This window comes from Sulfurimonas lithotrophica, from assembly GCF_009258225.1.
GTDB classification, from domain to species: Bacteria; Campylobacterota; Campylobacteria; order Campylobacterales; family Sulfurimonadaceae; genus Sulfurimonas; species Sulfurimonas lithotrophica.
Map to the genome: position 1 here is coordinate 120,697 of NZ_CP043617.1, position 15,778 is coordinate 136,474.

Consider the following 15,778-nt stretch of genomic DNA (forward strand, 5'->3'; position numbering starts at 1 on the left):
CCTTATTATGATGTGTAGATTATCTTCTCGTTGATGTTGCTGCCAAGTATCTCAACATATCTCATAGGGTACATATTTATATCTAGTGGACGCTCAAATGCACGGGTTACTATAACTTTTGTTTGGTTGATTCTTGTAACTGAGTCTATGTGTTTGTGACCTGATAGAGTCAAGATAAGGTTAGGGTATTTAAAAAGTCTTTTTTGAACTTCCTCAGTATTTCCAAGTACATGTTTTTTAATATCTTCCTTATCCGTGCCTTTCCAGTAGTTTGTATATGGGTGGTGGTTTAATATAATTGTAGGTTTGCCGCTTTTTAGCGTTTTTTCTGCAAACTCAAGAGTTTCTTTAGTATAAAGACCGTTATAGTGATGTTCCACCGAACTGTCAAGTCCCAAAATTTGATACCCCTTGGTTTTTACAAGCCAATCCCTGCCATTTTTATAAAGTTTTTCATTTTGCAAAAAGATATTATCAAAGTCTTTTGATAGTACGCTTTTTAGGCTTGAAGTAGGTGATGATTCTTTATTTCCGCGTACAATGTAGTAAGGACAGTGAAGTTTCTCAACTATAAACTTGAACATGACTGCATCTTTGTTGTCTTTTATGTTATTGTTGTAGTTATCACCTCCGAACAAAACAAAATCCAAATCTTTGTATTCACGGTTTATAAATTCAACCATCAACTCCATAGCTTCAATGGAGCTAATATCCATAAAATCCATATGTGTGTCGGTAGCATGTATAAATTTTAGAGTATTGACATCTTGTGCTTTAAGCCCGGTTGGAATAATCGCAGATGCACCAAGAGCCAAAGAGCCTTGTATAAAACTTCTTCTTGATATATTTGACATTTTAAACCTTTATTTTTTTGTTTTAATTATACCCATAAGGTTGCAATCTTTCATAATCTTTTTCCAATCAACATCAAACTTGTCTTCTATATACTTTTTGATGTGTGGTACGTCACAGCCTGAGCAGTTTTGATGCATAGCATCTCCATAGGTACTAAGCTCGCCTTTTTTAGAATCTATTGAGCAGTAACTGTACTTTGTTTTATTCTCTATCTTTTCAATCCCCTTATCGTCAAAACGAAAATTCGGGCAGGCACAAAGGTAGCAGTTTAGTTCTTCTATGTCGTGGCATTTTTTATTTTCGGCATAAAGAGGACAGAAGTCTTTTTCCATCTCTACCATATTTTCAAACTCAAAGTACTCTATTATCTGCTCTTTGCTAAAGCCTTTAGAGAGTAGTTTATCCACTATCTTTTTATGTTTTTGTGCATGTTCTTCAAACCAAGATGCATAACTCATTTTGAACTCCTGCTGATGATGAGGTAGATGAAAAACGGTCCGCCTATAAGTGCCGTGACTATTCCTATTGGCAGTTCGCTTTGTGTCTGGATGACCCTTGTGATGGTATCACACATCACTAAAAAAAGTCCGCCAAAAACAGCCGTTTTAATGATGCGTTTTTTTATCGTAGTAGGGTAGAGTTTTGTAACTATGTGCGGTACTACAAGTCCTATAAAACCGATAGGTCCGCTGATGCTTACCAAAAATCCAATACTAAAAGACGATACTACAAGAAGTAAAAGCGTGATTTTTTTAGTATCAAGCCCTTTTAGTTGAGAACTCTCATCACTTACGTTTAAAAGTTCCAACTCATATCTGTAGATATAGATGCACCCAACAAGCACAAAAGATATAAATGCAAAAAGCATGGGATTCTGCCAGCCTATTATGGAGAGACTCCCCATGGTAAAGCGAAGTAGCATATCATTTTGTATAGTGTCGCCCAGATAAAACACTATCATCAAAGATGAAGTGTAAAAAAGTGAGAGTGCAATCCCTAGCAGTAAAAGGCTCTCTTGATGGCTGTTTTTTAAAAATCGCGAGAGATAAAGCAGTAAAAACACAGTAAATATTGCCCCCGCAAAACCAAATATACTAATACTGCTTATACCAAAAACAATCCCTATCAAACCGAGTTTTATAGCTATTCCCGCACCCAAAACCGCACCGCTTGAGATGCCCAGAGTATATGGTGTCATAAGCGGGTTTCTAAAAAGTGTTTGAAACAAAAGTCCGCTAAGGCTCAAGATGACACCTGCAAAAAATGCAAAAAACAATCTCGGCAAACGAAGGTTGTAAAATATGTCGCTGTGTAGAGTAGAGCCTTTAAAAACCTCGTTTATATCAAGTGTTACAGCACCGAAAAACGGAGATAGTAAAAATATAGAGACTAAAATAGTCCATAATATAAATCTAGTCATATTCATTTACCATCTCTTTAAAGTCTATCTCTTTGTTATGGAGTTTGACAGATGCATTCTTTATAAAAGCCACATCGATGCCAAGGGAAGATGCAAACTCCAAATCGTGTGTGATGACCAAGATATTATGCGAATTTTTTAGCTCCCTTATATGTGAAGCTATAAGCATAGTGTTTCTTGGGTCAAGATTGGCTGTCGGCTCGTCAAATATTATGGTTTTGCTTTGTTGGGTAAGAGCCTGAGCTATTTGTATAAGTTGCTGTTCACCCGAACTTAGTGACTTTACGGAGTGTTTTTTCAGATGTGAAAGCTTTAAAAATTCTAGATTTTTTTCTACAAGCAATCTGTCCTCTTTTGTATAGTCAAAAAAGCTTCTCTTATGTGCAAAACGACCAAGTAGTACAAACTCTTCTACACTTATGAACTCATCTGCAATTTCGAGTTTTGTCGGTATATAGACAACTTTTTTTGCAAGCTCTTTTTGCTCGTAAGTTTCGGTATTTTTTCCATCGAGCAAGATGTTTCCCTCATACTTTACAAGTTTGCAGACTGATTTTACAAGAGTGCTTTTACCGCTTCCGTTTGAGCCTAAAATAACAAGGTGGTCTTTTATTTTTAGGTTTATGTTTTTTAAAATCTCTCTGTTGTTAAAAGAACATGAAAAGTTGGAAAACTCAATCATTCATAACTCCGCAAAGTCTTTTAATAGTGAGTGCGACCCTGTGTGAGGGTATATGCAGATAATTGTCGTTTACTATATGTATATCGTTGTTTTTTGAAGCGGTAGTCGGGATTTTTTTCCAAGCAGAGAGTGCTTTTTTTACATCTACATTTCCTTCGGTTGCTAGTGAATGTAAAATGATAATCTGATCCGGATTTACGGCTATGATGTTCTCATAAGAGAGAACGGGCTGAGAGAGGTAAGTCTCTTTATATGCGTTTGTATTTCCGCACTCATTTATGATGTCTTCAAAGAAAATATCGTGCCCTGCTATGTAGTTCCCGCTTCTTAAATCCTCACGTAACCCGTAAACTATCATCACACTGTGAGGTTTTTTTGCTTTTGGAGCGTTTTTTAGTGCATCGTCTATGTTTTTTACAAGTTTTTTTGACTCTTTAGCATCTAAAGCCTTACCCAAAATATCTATGGACTCTTTGATTCTCTCTAGTCTTTTAAGATTTAGTTTTAATGTTTTTATATTAAAGATTTTTAGTTTGTCTAAGATGCCCTCGTTGTAATTTTGCCCCACTACAAGTGTAGGTTTAAGCTCCAAAATTTTTTCTATGTTTGGATTCTCATAACTTCCTACAACGGGGAGTTTTTGAGCCTCTTTAGGGTAGAGTGAATATGCACTCACACCTACGAGTTCGTTACCTTTTCCAAGTGCATATAAAATCTCGGTAATAGAAGGGCTAAGAGAGATTATTCTCTCATTTGCCCACAGGTTTAGTATGAAAAAAAATGTCAAAATCAAGATTTTCATACTGTTTTATCCTTTAGTATTTTGCATTTAATCCGCAGTAATAACTGCGTCCCGCAGTCGCATAGCCGTCAGCTTCTTGGTAATATCTGTCACTAATATTATCAACTTTTAGATAAAAGTCTAGATATTTGCTAAGAGTGTATCCAGCAGTAAAATTTGCCAGAGTGTATTTACCTGTTTGTTTACCCTGCTCATTTGCCTGGTCGTATCTCTCACCTACATAGTTAGCATAAAGTCCTAGATGCAGACTCTCATACGGGTAGTAATCTAAAGAAGCATTTGCAGTGTATTTAGGGCGTCTGATAAGTCTTTGTCCGTCTTTATTTTTTGCATTTAGGTATGTAGCGTTTGAGTTAAAAATAAGATTCTCTCCAAGGTTTTGCTTGTATGCTAACTCAAGCCCTTTAAAGGTACTTTCTCCGTCCAGGTTTTTGTAAATCGCAGGATTTCCACCCCAGCCGTCTGGGTCATACCACTCTATTAAGTCTTTTATTTTTTGGTAAAAGTAAGTAAGCTCAAGACCTTTGTATCCAAGTGAAATATCAAAAGTTTTAGAGTTTTCAGGATTTAAGTCAGGGTTAACCATACCCCACGGGTTAAGTTCTTGGACAATGTTAGGGGTGTTATAACCAGTTCCAAAGTTTGAACTTAGATAAACATCTTTTTTGAAGTTGTACTTTAGTCCTAGTTTTCCCGTAGCTTTGTTGTCAAAGTTGTTGTATCTGTCGTATCTTATGCTTTGAGAAAGTATAAGACTCTCAAACTTGTTTGAGTTTGTAAGGTAGATGTAGTTGTTTTTGTTTTCTTTTTGCGTTTTAGAGTTGTCTGTCATAATATAATCAACATCATCACTACTTGCACCAAGCCCAAAAAGTAAAAAACTATCTTTCATATATTTGTAGTTATCACTCAGTTCAATGTTTTGAATCTCGCCGTTAAATACTTTTACGTATTCAGTCCCCCACATTGCTACCGTACCTATCTCGTCTCTCTCAAACTTTGAGTTTTCATATTTGAGTTCTAGGTTGTGGTTGTCAATTTTTTGAAAATACGAAGCAGAGTAAAGCAGGTTTTTAATATCACTTCTTAGGGTATTGTCGTTTGGGTCACCGAAACTGTCATAATCTTTTAGTGCATCTACGCTTGTTACATTTAATTTAATAGCTGCATCGTTTGTTATGTTGTACTTTGCATTGAAGTTGATAGTTGTGTTTTCATATGGGTCGTCTTCATAGTTATCTACATTTTCACCGTTTGGAGCTTGTACGCTGAATGAATCGCTTGTAATTCTGTTTGCACTTAGTTTTAACTCTAAGTCATCGTTTTTATACGAAGCGGTAGCACCGTACTTTTTAGTTTTAAAACTGCCGTATTCGATGTTTGCTCTTAAGTGTGTGCCTTTTTGTGCAGATTTTGTTATGATGTTTATAACACCCGCACTTGCATCAGCGCCCCAGATGCCGCTTTGCGCACCTTTTATAATCTCTATTCTTTCAATATCGCTTGCCATAAGGTGAGACAAGCTAGCACCTGACGTGCTTGAAGGGTCTTGATATCTTACGCCGTCTATTAAAACAAGTGTTCTGCTATTGCTCATCCCTCTAAGCTGAACGGATGTGGTACTTCCCAGACCACCGCTGTTTACAATGTTGATGCCGGAGATGTTACTAAGTATCTCCACTACGCTAAGAGAATGCTTTTCTTCTAACTCTTCAGAAGAGATTAGAGTTACGTTTGAAGTTACGTCTTGTATAGACTGTTCGCTTTTTGTAGCACCCGTTACTACTACATCTTTAAGCTCTACTTCACCTGCAAAAAGTGAAGTGTACATAGATGCACACACTAATGATAGTTTTATTGTTTTTGTCATGTATTATCCTAATAAATATTAATTTTTTGTTTGTGTTTGAAAAAAAGTTATTTAGAAGGAGGGGAAGTTATTTTGATAGTTAGCGGTTTACCGCTAAGAGTAGATACGGAAGTACTGAGTGCTGCGACTTTTTGCAATGACACGTATGCTTGAATGGCGATAAGTGAAAAGTAATTGCGACCAAAGCCTCTTACATGCACGAGTACATCCTCTTATTTTTTTGCAATTATAACAAAAAAGATTTGAATTGAAATATTTCTTATTTTCTAACAGTATATTCAGTTTTTCAATACTATTTGAATAGTTTAAAAAAAAAACTGAAAAATCAAAAAAAAGGAGTACAATTTCGCTCAAATTTTTACTAGGAAAATACCAAATGGCAAACCTAACTATAGGTAAAAAAACTCTCAAACCATTCACAATGGATGTCAAACCAATTCTTGAAAAATATCTTACAAAAATTAATGTAGATATTAGTGATTATACTTTTGCCGCTAACTATATTTGGCTGGCAAACAGTAGCGGTTTTTATACAATATCAAATAAATGTTTTTGCTTGTTTGTAATGAATGGTGGTGAACTTACAATGTTACTTCCACCTATTGGAAAACAAAAAAATGTTATTCATGCGATGGAATTATGTTTTAAAATTATGAATAAAAACAATAGCTCAAAATATTATGCCCGAATTGATTATGTTTATGGTTCAATTATTGAGCAATTTGTGCAATCAGTAGATGAAGCAGAAACAATGTTTCAGATGCTGGAAAACTATGTTGTAGAAAAGAAACTTGTAGATTATGTATATAAAGCTGATTCGTTGATTGAGTTGCGTGGAAACAGTTACCATACAAAACGTACAGAGATAAATAAATTTATAAAATCATACCCGAATTATCGTATAGAGACACTTGAACATGTAAAACATTTTGATGATATTATTGCACTTTTTAATAAATGGGTATCTGACCGTGTTAAATATATGCCTCACGAAGAAGCCGAAGTTTTTTTAGAAGGGATACATCAAGAACGCCATGCCATCAAAAAGATGCTAAAACATTATCAAGAGCTTGATTTAATCGGTCTTGTAATTTATATAGATAATCAGTTAAAAGGATTTACTGCTGGAGAGAGAATCAATGGTGATACAGCATGTGTAATTATTGAAAAAACTGACTTTGAAGTGCTTGGATGTGCTCAGTTTATTTTTAGAGAGTTTTCAAAACTATTGCAAACACACTACGGTGTAATGTACATTAATGTTGGTGATGATATGGGCTTTGAGAACCTAAAAAAAGTTAAAATGTCATATAGACCGTTTAAACTTATTCCAAAATATACAATTTATCAAAAATGATTATAAAAAAGGCTCAAAAAACTGATGTGAAAGCATTAGTGAAATTGGAAAACGAAACTTTTAGCGATGCTAACTTTCCATTATCTAGGGAGTCGTTTTATTATCATATTAAAAGAAACTTGTTGTTAGTTGTTTATGATGACAAGTTTGAACTTTTAGGTTATGCACTTGCTTTGATACATAGAAAAAAAGCTAAACTTTATTCCTTATGTATTCAAAAATCATATAGAGGCAGCGGAATAGCTAAGAAGTTAATGGAACAGTTATTTTATAGTCTTAATCAATTAAATTTTAAGATAATAATTCTGGAAGTTCGTCAAGACAACTATGGAGCAATCAATTTTTATAAAAAACTTGGTTTTAAACAACTTGCCATTAGCTTATCGTTTTATAAAGATGGTTCTAATGCATTAATTATGGAAAGAAAGATTGTCAACTAGATACAATATTAGTCTTTTAAATTTTATGATGTGAACCTAAAAGATAGACAAACCTGTTTTTTTAGCAAATATTTCCAAAGCTTTAGTACCGCAAAGAGAATTACCCCAGCTATTAAGTCTAGGGCTAAAGACAGCTATTGACATAACTTTTGGCACTATTGCTACAATTCCTCCGCCAACACCGCTTTTCCCAGGTAATCCTACATAAAATGCAAACTCCCCACTTGCATCGTAATGCCCACATGTTAACATCAATGCATTTATTCTTTTTGCTTGTTCATGTGTGACATACTCTTTACCATTTATAGGATCAATCCCATGATTTGCAAGGAATAACATCGATCTTGACAACTCTTTTGTTGACATCTCTATCGAACAGTGTTTAAAGTAGGTTTTAACCACATCTTCAACTAAATTGTCTATATTATTATAACTCTTCATTAAATTTGCAAGTGCCAGATTTCTATGCCCGTGTTGATACTCTGAAAACCAAACATTTCTATCAAAACCTATGGTCTCGTTATCGGATGTTTCTTGAATAAAAGATAATGTGTCATTAAAACATTTATCTATGTTTTTAAAATAGCTTAATAATGCATCAGTGACTACAATTGCACCAGCGTTAATAAAAGGATTTCTTGGAATTCCTTTTTCATATTCTAGTTGCACCAAAGAGTTAAATGGATTTCCAGACGGTTCTTTTCCAACCCTTTTATAAAGTTTTGTTCCAAATAGTTGCAATGCTTTTGTAAAAGTATATACCTTAGATATACTTTGAATAGAAAACTTTTCATCGCAAACACCGACATGATACTGCTTACCATTAAAAAGTGTTATACTCATTGCAAACTGTTCCGGATTTACTTTTGCTAGAGCCGGGATATAGTCTGCAACCTTTCCATCTTGGAAATAAGGTATTGTTTCATCATAAACTTCATTAAGTATCTGTTGATAATTAAACTCGTTCAACATTTAATTAAACCCTTTTTTTATTAATTATACTTTTAAATATATTGATATGTTTTTGCAATATTCTTAGTATAAAATTATATCAGGTTTAATTGAAAACATCATCGATAAATAGATGAAAAATAGTTAAGAATTCTTAACTATTTTTAAACCCATTGTGTAATTAGAAGTTTGAGTTAGATATAATCTCTTTATGAAACTATCGCACTTAAAACAAATAAAAGACTATCTTAACAATTTTAAAAAAATATCGGCTATCTATAGAGTAAGCGACACAATCATAAAAGTGGTGTTTGATAAAGACGATGAGGTGTATTTTAATATGCAACGCTCAAATTCCTCAATATTCAGATGCCCATCTTACGCAAGAAGCAAGGTATATAATGCACCTTTTGACGTTGTACTTGCAAAAAGATTTATAAGAGCGAACATTCAAGATATAGAACTTATAAACAATGACAAAATCATCCGTTTTAAAACTACGATCGCATCTGCATATAAAGAGGAAGTTACATATCTGCAGTTTGAATTTACCGGAAAATATACAAACGTAATCATCCTAGATGCAGATATGGTAGTCATAGAGGCACTTCGTCATATAGATTTGTACAGTTCATTTCGTGAAGTTAGAGTAGGGCAAAAGCTTTTAGACGTGCCTCAGGCTCCTTTTGAAGCAAAAGAGTATCCGCTTGATGATGTCGAGGCTTTTTTATATGAGGTGTATGAAAAAGAGCAGTCTCATAAATTATCAAGTCTGAAAAAACAGAAAGTCTCACTTTTAGAGAAAAAGTTGAAAAAACTCAAAAAATTGTACAGAAACCTTGATGATGAAGAAAGCCTAAAAGAAGAAGTCAAAAAGTTTAATCATTATGGAAATTTGGTGCTTTCAAATATGCATAGTATTAAACCGTATGCTAAAACTTTGGAGCTTCAAGATTATGACGGCTCAGTTATAAATGTAGATTTAGACAAAGAGTTTCCAAGTGCATCTAAGATAAGTGATTATTTTTTTACAAAGAGTAAAAAAGCAAAACAAAAAGCTTCAAATCTACACATACAAAAAGCATCACTAGAGTCAAAAATAAAACATACCGAACTTTTTATACATACTGTAAATGAAGCAAAAGAGAGCTCAAAGATTGAACTGCTTTTTCCAAAACAACTTAAAACAAAAAAAATAAAAGAGGATGATTCTATAGAAACCTTTTATATTGAGGGTTATAAAATCCAACTAGGCAAGAATGAGAGAGGCAATATTACCTTGCTAGGAAAGGCAAGAGCGAGGGATATTTGGCTGCATCTAAGAGATGCACCATCAACTCATGTTATAGTAACAACCGATAAGCAAAATGTTCCTATGGGCATCATTGAGAGTGCCGCGAGGTTGTGTGTTGATTTTACCACTACTTCAAAAGATCGCTATTTGGTCGATTATACTCCTAGACGAGAAGTTACCATACAGAGTGGTGCCAATGTTTTGTACAACAAATACAAGACAATAGAGGTAGATACTAGGTAAAGTTAAGGAGGCTACTACCATGGCTATTGGACCGATAGGAAATGCAATCTTTGTTAACCAACAAACTGCAGCTGCATCTAATGTTCAAAATGCACATAACAATCGTGTAGAATTCCAAAACATGGTAGCTCAAACTTTAGCTAACGAAAAAGAAAAAGAAGTTGTAGAGGTTCGTCCGACAGAAGAAAATCACGAGGTAGATCCAGACCGTGAACATCAACGTCAAGAGGCTGATGAAGAGACAAAAAGAAGTGAGCATCAGGAAAAAGATGAGGACGAAGAAAAAAAATCTGAGAAAGAATTTCCGATACATAAGCTAGATATTAAAGTCTAACTTGCTATACTTGCATCTAGTTTTATAATTTATAGGATTTTTAATGGCTATTTTTAGCGATAGAGAAAGAGTAGTAACGGGTTTAGCACTCTTAGCTGCCGTAATCATAATAGGTCTAATAGATAATTTTTTCGTAATGTGGGCTGTTTTTGGAGCGATTTATCTACTAGCTTTTAGTGAAGCTCAAAAACTATACGGCGCTGTAGATAATAGCGTGTTCAAGTTTGCGATGGGGTTATGGCTTTTAGCTTTGATTTATCCTTACGGTGACGATCTTTTTGTATTAGCCGGTATTTTTTATGCATCTGCCGTTGCTTACAACCCTAAGCTTGAGTGGAAAAACTTCTTACCTTTTATATATCCGACAGCCGGTATGCTTTTTATATTTACAATGTATCAAGAGTATGGAATGATGAGTATGGCATGGCTTTTAATAGTCGTAGCTATGACTGATGTGGGAGCTTACGGAGTGGGTAAAAGCATCGGTAAAACAAAGTTTTGCCAAACAAGCCCGAATAAAACCATAGAAGGAGTTGCAGGAGGTATAGCCGTTGCAACTTTAAGTGGTATGTTTGTGGGTCTTTATGTTGTCGATATGTTTACCGCTTTTGTAATCTCTATAGCTGTTTCAGCTGCATCTATATTTGGTGATTTATATGAAAGCTCACTTAAACGTGAAGCGGGTGTTAAAGACAGCGGAGATATTTTACCGGGTCATGGCGGTATATTAGACAGGATAGACGGTTATCTTTTTGGTGCGGTAATTATGCTTGTTCTTTTAAGAGGTCTTGTGTAGTTTGGTCGTACTAGGTTGCACAGGTTCAATAGGGGTAAACACCCTCGCAATAGCTAAAAAATTTGCTTTAGACGTTGAGGTTTTGGTTTGTGGAAAAAACATAAAACTTCTAAACGAACAATTAAAAGAGTTTAATCCAAAAGTTGTTGTTATCTCAGATGCAGATGATATCCCAAGCGTAAATCATTCAAATGTTTTTGCAGGTGAAGAAAATATACTAAAAGCTATAGAAGACTCAAAAAGCGAGCTAGTCGTAAATGCACTGGTTGGTTTTATGGGACTTCGCCCGACTCTTAAAGCAATACAGAGTGATAAAAAAATAGCACTTGCAAATAAAGAAAGTTTGGTAGCTTGCGGTAACTTCATAGACAGTTCAAAAATTCAACCAATAGATTCCGAGCATTTTGGGCTTTGGTATCTTTTGCAGGACAGACCCGTAAAGAAAATGATTATCACGGCAAGCGGAGGGGCTTTTCGTGACTGGGATATAGAAAAACTTCACGGTGCAACTTTAGCAGATACGCAAAAGCATCCGAACTGGTCTATGGGACAAAAGATAACTATAGATTCTGCTACTATGGTTAATAAAATGTTTGAGCTTTTAGAAGCCAGATGGCTTTTTGGTGAGGGCAAATATGACGCCATTATAGAAACAAAGTCACTTATTCACGCACTTATAGACTTTAAAGACGGCTCAACTACGGCACATTTTGCTCATGCAAATATGCAGCTTCCTATATCTTACGCTATAGATGCAAAGATGGATGCAAGTATATTAAAACATATTGATTTGCTTGAAGTTGCCTCCTTAGAATTTCGTAAAATCGAGCAGGAGCGTTATCCTGTTTGGCAAATAAAAAATGAACTCTTAAACAATCCAAATCGCGGTGTAGTTATAAATGCTGCAAATGAAGTAGCCATTGAGAAGTTTATAAACAAAGAGATAGGTTTTATGGATATACATAAAACCATACTAGATGCATACGAAGCTTACGATATAGAGCCAAAAAATGTAGATGATGTATTTGCCATAGATGCAAAAATACGTAAAGAGTTGAGAAGATAGATGACGCAAGATATAGATAAAGTTACAAGCGGCGGTGACTTACTGACTTTTGGTGTTATGTTCGGACTTTTAGTTGTTGTAGCTATCGGTCTTGCGATTTGGGATAAAAAAAGTAGGCAAGAGTAGTATGATACTAAGTATTGAGAGTTCATGTGACGATTCTGCTATAGCTATAACAGAGATAAAGACAAAAAAGTTACTTTTTCATAAAAAGATTTCTCAAGAGTTGGAGCATTCTGTTTACGGTGGTGTAGTACCGGAACTCGCAGCAAGGCTTCATGCAGAAGCTCTACCAAAGATACTTGCAGAGTGTGAGCCTTATTTTAAAGATTTAAAAGCTGTAGCAGTTACATCAAGCCCGGGACTTGCCGTAACACTTGTAGAGGGTGTGACTATGGCTAAAGCTATATCCATATCATTAGGTATTCCGATTATAGGTGTAAACCATTTAGTAGGGCATATATATTCACTTTTTATTGAAAAAGAGACAAAATTTCCTTGTACTATTTTGTTGGTATCAGGTGGGCATACACAGGTTATGCAGGTGAATTCACTTGAAGATATACAAACGGTTGCTAAAAGTATGGATGACTCATTCGGTGAGAGCTTTGATAAAGTGGCAAAGATGATGGGGCTTGGTTATCCCGGAGGTCCGCTTATTCAAGAGTTGGCAAAGGACGGTGATAGAAAAAAGCATAACTTTACAATCCCTCTCTCACAATCTCCGCTTATAGCATTTAGCTATTCAGGTTTAAAAAATGCTGTTCGTTTGGCGGTTGAAAAAGCTAAAGATAACAGTGAATACAAAGATATAGCTGCATCGTTTGAGCATATTGCAACTGCACATTTGACGCAAAAGCTAAAAAAGTATTTTAAAACAAACCCTCCAAAAAGATTTGCCATAGTCGGAGGAGCTTCTGCAAACCTTTATCTACGCTCACAAATAGAAGAACTTTTAAAACCTCACAATGCAGAGCTTTTACTAAGTGAACTTAAATACTGTTCAGATAATGCTGCTATGATAGGGCGTGTAGCTATAGAGATGTATGAGAAAAATATGTTTAAGTCTTTAGACGATATAGATATTTCACCTAAGTCATCTTTATAACCTTAATTTAAACTTAGTTAAATTATCACAAAAAGATAATAAGACTATAATTATCCGATTTTATGTAAACTTCTAACATCAAAATAAAATGATTGAAAAAAGGAGCCAATATGGCAACTACAAAGTTTAAAGGTACTGAAGTAGAGTTATTAGGAAATGAAGTAAATGTAGGTGATAAAGCACCGGAAGTTACAGTTGTAAATTCTGATGGTTTAGGTGATGTTACAGTTGGCGGTGCTCAAGGGCACAAACAACTTATTATTGTTGTTCCTTCATTAGACACAGGTGTTTGTGCTACTGAAACTCGTAACTTTAATGCTAAAGCGGCAAGTTTAGACGGTGTTAAACCAACTATCGTTTCTTTAGATTTACCGTTTGCGGCGGGAAGATTCTGTTCAACTGAAGGTATAGATAAATTAACTGTAACTTCAGACTTCAGAAACAAAGATTTTGCTAATGCTTATGGTGTACTACTAGGCGGTTCAGTACTTGCAGGTGTTACTTGTCGTGCAATCTTTGCTGTAGATGAAAACGGTATCGTAACTTACAAAGAGATCGTTCCTGAAATTACTGAGGAACCAAACTATGACGCTGCAATAGCTGCAGTTAGCTAAGAATTTTTACACCCTCCTTAAAAGATAGATTTTTAAACTCACCTTCGGGTGAGTATATAAGGTTATTGTGTCCAGATAATCTTATTTTATTTCTCCTTCATTAGAGCAAATTTTTGCTCTAATATACTATTTAAGTCATCAACTTCCATTTATTAGATATAATTCAGCCATTAATATAATGGAGATAAATATGATAAAAAAACTGCTGTTATCTTTGTTGGTAGTTACCGGTTTTGCAACCGTTGTTTTTGCTGATTTTTCAAGAGTGGAAATAGGTATAGGTTCATGGAATCAAGAACCATCGCGTAAACTTTTGGGAGCAACAACTACATATACTAAAGAAAATGATGTTTATGTTTGGGCATATCTTAAGCATCCGACACCTGTAGTACCGAATATAAGAATAGAACACGCAAGTGTTTTAGCTACTCTAACACCCACTTCATCTTATGAATTTAGTCAAATAGATGTAATACCTTATTATAATATTTTAGATAATACAGCGTGGATTACGATTGATTTAGGTTTAGATTTTAAATCTATATCTGCTACGTCCACGAATACAAATATAGAAACTACAGATGATATTATTTTACCGATGGCTTATTTAAGAACAAGATTTGAGCTTCCGTTATCAGGATTAGGTGCGGAAGCAGATATAAAATATGTTGAATACTCAGATAATAAACTCTATGATGCCAGAGTGAAGCTAGATTATACTTTTGATATTACGCCTATTATTAAGCCCGGTATAGAAGTAGGATATAGAATTCAGAAAATTAAAACGGATGAGTTATTTTATTCAACAAAACTAGATTACGAATTTTCAGGTATCTATGCAGGTTTAATACTTCGTTTCTAAAACAATTAAAAGATACTAGAGAGTGATAAATTCCTCATCTAGTATTTGAATCTCTAACTCTAACTTTATCCCAAATTTTTCTTTTACCAGTCTTTGAGCTTCTTTTATAAGATGCAAGGCATCCGTATATTTTCCACCTCCATGATTTACTAAAAAGTTTGCATGTTCAGTGCTAAATTCCATATCGCCGACTCTTACACCTTTTAGACCGACTGCCTCTATAAGTCTGCCCGCATAATCACCTTCAGGGTTTTTAAAACAACTCCCCGCACTTGGAGTACTAGGTTGGTTTGAACGCATTTTTTTAAACATATCGACTTTTGCTTCATCAAAGCCACTATTGAATTTAAATGAGACTTCGAGTATGGGATTGTCTATATCTGTATATCTGTATCCGTACTCTATCTCACTTTTTGAAAACTCTCCGCGACAAGTTATGATTGATATCAGATTATTAAAAATTTCATACTCTTTTAGCCCTGCGTTCATATATACAAGTCCGCCGAGAGTCCCGGGCAGATGCGATACAAATTCAAAATCGGCTATATCGTTTTTTTTACAAAAAGAGGCTATTTTCCCGCTAGGTGTTGCACCTCCGATTTTTAATAAATCATCTTCTATTTTTATATAGTCGTATTTTTTTGATAGTTTCATCAGTGGCGGCGGATTGTCGCCTACGAGTATATTATTGCAAGAGCCTATTAGGTAAGCTTCTTTCATATTCATGGTTTCACATGCATCTAGTATATAAACGTCAATCTCAGGACCTATCTTTATGGATGAGAATTTTGAAAAGTCTATTTTTTTGTAACTCATTACTCTACGAAATTTGGAATCATATTAAATATATTTAGAGAAAAGTCCGTCATGGCATTTAGCATCCACGGCATCGTTAAAACTATAACTATCACAACACCGATAATTTTTGGAATAAAAGATAAAGTCATCTCGTTTATTTGGGTTGTTGCTTGAAATATTGAAACACCAAGACCTAAAAGCATACCTGTAAGTAAACCCGGTAGTGCTAACATAAGTGCTATTTTAAATGTCTCAACTCCAAGTGATACAAGTTTTGCTTCCATTA

The 15,778-nt window shown here is 34.7% G+C and carries 20 protein-coding genes; 10 read left to right on the plus strand and 10 right to left on the minus strand.

Features of this window, described 5'->3' with window-relative positions; genetic code table 11:
* Positions 1-5: 5 nt before the first annotated feature.
* From FJR48_RS00580 to FJR48_RS12135, 7 genes are read right to left on the minus strand one after another with little or no spacing between them, the layout of a single operon-like run.
* A complete protein-coding gene (locus FJR48_RS00580; RefSeq protein WP_152306240.1) occupies positions 6-854 on the minus strand; it encodes a metallophosphoesterase family protein in 849 nt (282 codons plus the stop codon).
* A gap of 9 nt (positions 855-863) precedes the next feature.
* Positions 864-1,313: a hypothetical protein gene (locus tag FJR48_RS00585; RefSeq protein ID WP_152306241.1), complete on the minus strand. Its 450-nt coding sequence runs from the start codon at positions 1,311-1,313 to the stop codon at positions 864-866.
* Positions 1,310-2,275, minus strand: a complete 966-nt coding sequence (locus FJR48_RS00590) for a FecCD family ABC transporter permease (protein WP_152306242.1) — start codon at positions 2,273-2,275, stop codon at positions 1,310-1,312. The genes FJR48_RS00585 and FJR48_RS00590 overlap by 4 nt, the downstream gene beginning before the upstream one ends.
* On the minus strand, positions 2,268-2,957 hold the full coding sequence (locus FJR48_RS00595) for an ABC transporter ATP-binding protein (RefSeq protein ID WP_152306243.1): 690 nt from the start codon (positions 2,955-2,957) through the stop codon (positions 2,268-2,270). Before FJR48_RS00595 ends, FJR48_RS00590 begins: the two co-directional genes overlap by 8 nt.
* Positions 2,950-3,759 (minus strand): ABC transporter substrate-binding protein, encoded by an 810-nt coding sequence (locus FJR48_RS00600; RefSeq protein ID WP_152306244.1) that lies wholly within the window; start codon positions 3,757-3,759, stop codon positions 2,950-2,952. The genes FJR48_RS00595 and FJR48_RS00600 overlap by 8 nt, the downstream gene beginning before the upstream one ends.
* Positions 3,760-3,772: 13 nt before the next feature.
* Positions 3,773-5,629, minus strand: a complete 1,857-nt coding sequence (locus FJR48_RS00605; RefSeq protein WP_152306245.1) for a TonB-dependent receptor plug domain-containing protein — start codon at positions 5,627-5,629, stop codon at positions 3,773-3,775.
* Positions 5,630-5,676: 47 nt separating this feature from the next.
* Entirely contained in the window at positions 5,677-5,829 is a 153-nt protein-coding gene (locus tag FJR48_RS12135) for a hypothetical protein (protein WP_188108588.1), read from the minus strand.
* 176 nt (positions 5,830-6,005) lie between these two features.
* Between FJR48_RS12135 and FJR48_RS00610 the strand changes: the two genes are divergently transcribed.
* Positions 6,006-6,986 (plus strand): DUF2156 domain-containing protein, encoded by a 981-nt coding sequence (locus tag FJR48_RS00610; RefSeq protein ID WP_152306246.1) that lies wholly within the window; start codon positions 6,006-6,008, stop codon positions 6,984-6,986.
* 26 nt (positions 6,987-7,012) lie between these two features.
* On the plus strand, positions 7,013-7,426 hold the full coding sequence (rimI, locus tag FJR48_RS00615) for a ribosomal protein S18-alanine N-acetyltransferase (protein WP_188108589.1): 414 nt from the start codon (positions 7,013-7,015) through the stop codon (positions 7,424-7,426).
* A gap of 36 nt (positions 7,427-7,462) precedes the next feature.
* Here rimI and FJR48_RS00620 read toward each other — a convergent pair whose 3' ends face one another.
* Entirely contained in the window at positions 7,463-8,398 is a 936-nt protein-coding gene (locus tag FJR48_RS00620; protein ID WP_152306248.1) for a glutaminase, read from the minus strand.
* A 190-nt stretch (positions 8,399-8,588) separates the two neighbouring features.
* Here FJR48_RS00620 and FJR48_RS00625 point away from each other — a divergent pair, with 190 nt between their 5' ends.
* From FJR48_RS00625 to FJR48_RS00655, 8 genes are all read left to right on the plus strand, one after another.
* Entirely contained in the window at positions 8,589-9,914 is a 1,326-nt protein-coding gene (locus FJR48_RS00625) for an NFACT family protein (RefSeq protein ID WP_152306249.1), read from the plus strand.
* Between the two features lie 19 nt (positions 9,915-9,933).
* Positions 9,934-10,248: a hypothetical protein gene (locus FJR48_RS00630; protein WP_152306250.1), complete on the plus strand. Its 315-nt coding sequence runs from the start codon at positions 9,934-9,936 to the stop codon at positions 10,246-10,248.
* A 43-nt stretch (positions 10,249-10,291) separates the two neighbouring features.
* Positions 10,292-11,044, plus strand: coding sequence for a phosphatidate cytidylyltransferase (locus FJR48_RS00635; RefSeq protein ID WP_188108590.1), 753 nt, complete (start codon positions 10,292-10,294; stop codon positions 11,042-11,044).
* Between the two features lies 1 nt (position 11,045).
* Positions 11,046-12,110, plus strand: coding sequence for a 1-deoxy-D-xylulose-5-phosphate reductoisomerase (gene dxr / locus FJR48_RS00640; RefSeq protein ID WP_152308342.1), 1,065 nt, complete (start codon positions 11,046-11,048; stop codon positions 12,108-12,110).
* The gene (locus FJR48_RS12405) at positions 12,111-12,236 is read left to right on the plus strand and encodes a hypothetical protein (protein WP_277872378.1); all 126 of its coding nucleotides are present in this window, start codon (positions 12,111-12,113) and stop codon (positions 12,234-12,236) included. It abuts the gene before it with no gap.
* Position 12,237: 1 nt separating this feature from the next.
* A complete protein-coding gene (gene tsaD / locus FJR48_RS00645) occupies positions 12,238-13,218 on the plus strand; it encodes a tRNA (adenosine(37)-N6)-threonylcarbamoyltransferase complex transferase subunit TsaD (RefSeq protein ID WP_152306252.1) in 981 nt (326 codons plus the stop codon).
* A 110-nt stretch (positions 13,219-13,328) separates the two neighbouring features.
* Positions 13,329-13,832, plus strand: coding sequence for a thiol peroxidase (gene tpx, locus FJR48_RS00650; RefSeq protein WP_152306253.1), 504 nt, complete (start codon positions 13,329-13,331; stop codon positions 13,830-13,832).
* Between the two features lie 190 nt (positions 13,833-14,022).
* Positions 14,023-14,694, plus strand: coding sequence for a TIGR04219 family outer membrane beta-barrel protein (locus tag FJR48_RS00655; RefSeq protein WP_152306254.1), 672 nt, complete (start codon positions 14,023-14,025; stop codon positions 14,692-14,694).
* Positions 14,695-14,709: 15 nt separating this feature from the next.
* Here the strand turns inward: FJR48_RS00655 and FJR48_RS00660 are convergent, their stop codons facing one another.
* The gene (locus FJR48_RS00660; RefSeq protein WP_152306255.1) at positions 14,710-15,510 is read right to left on the minus strand and encodes a UDP-N-acetylmuramate dehydrogenase; all 801 of its coding nucleotides are present in this window, start codon (positions 15,508-15,510) and stop codon (positions 14,710-14,712) included.
* The gene (gene fliQ / locus FJR48_RS00665; RefSeq protein WP_152306256.1) at positions 15,510-15,776 is read right to left on the minus strand and encodes a flagellar biosynthesis protein FliQ; all 267 of its coding nucleotides are present in this window, start codon (positions 15,774-15,776) and stop codon (positions 15,510-15,512) included. Before fliQ ends, FJR48_RS00660 begins: the two co-directional genes overlap by 1 nt.
* Positions 15,777-15,778: the final 2 nt, after the last annotated feature.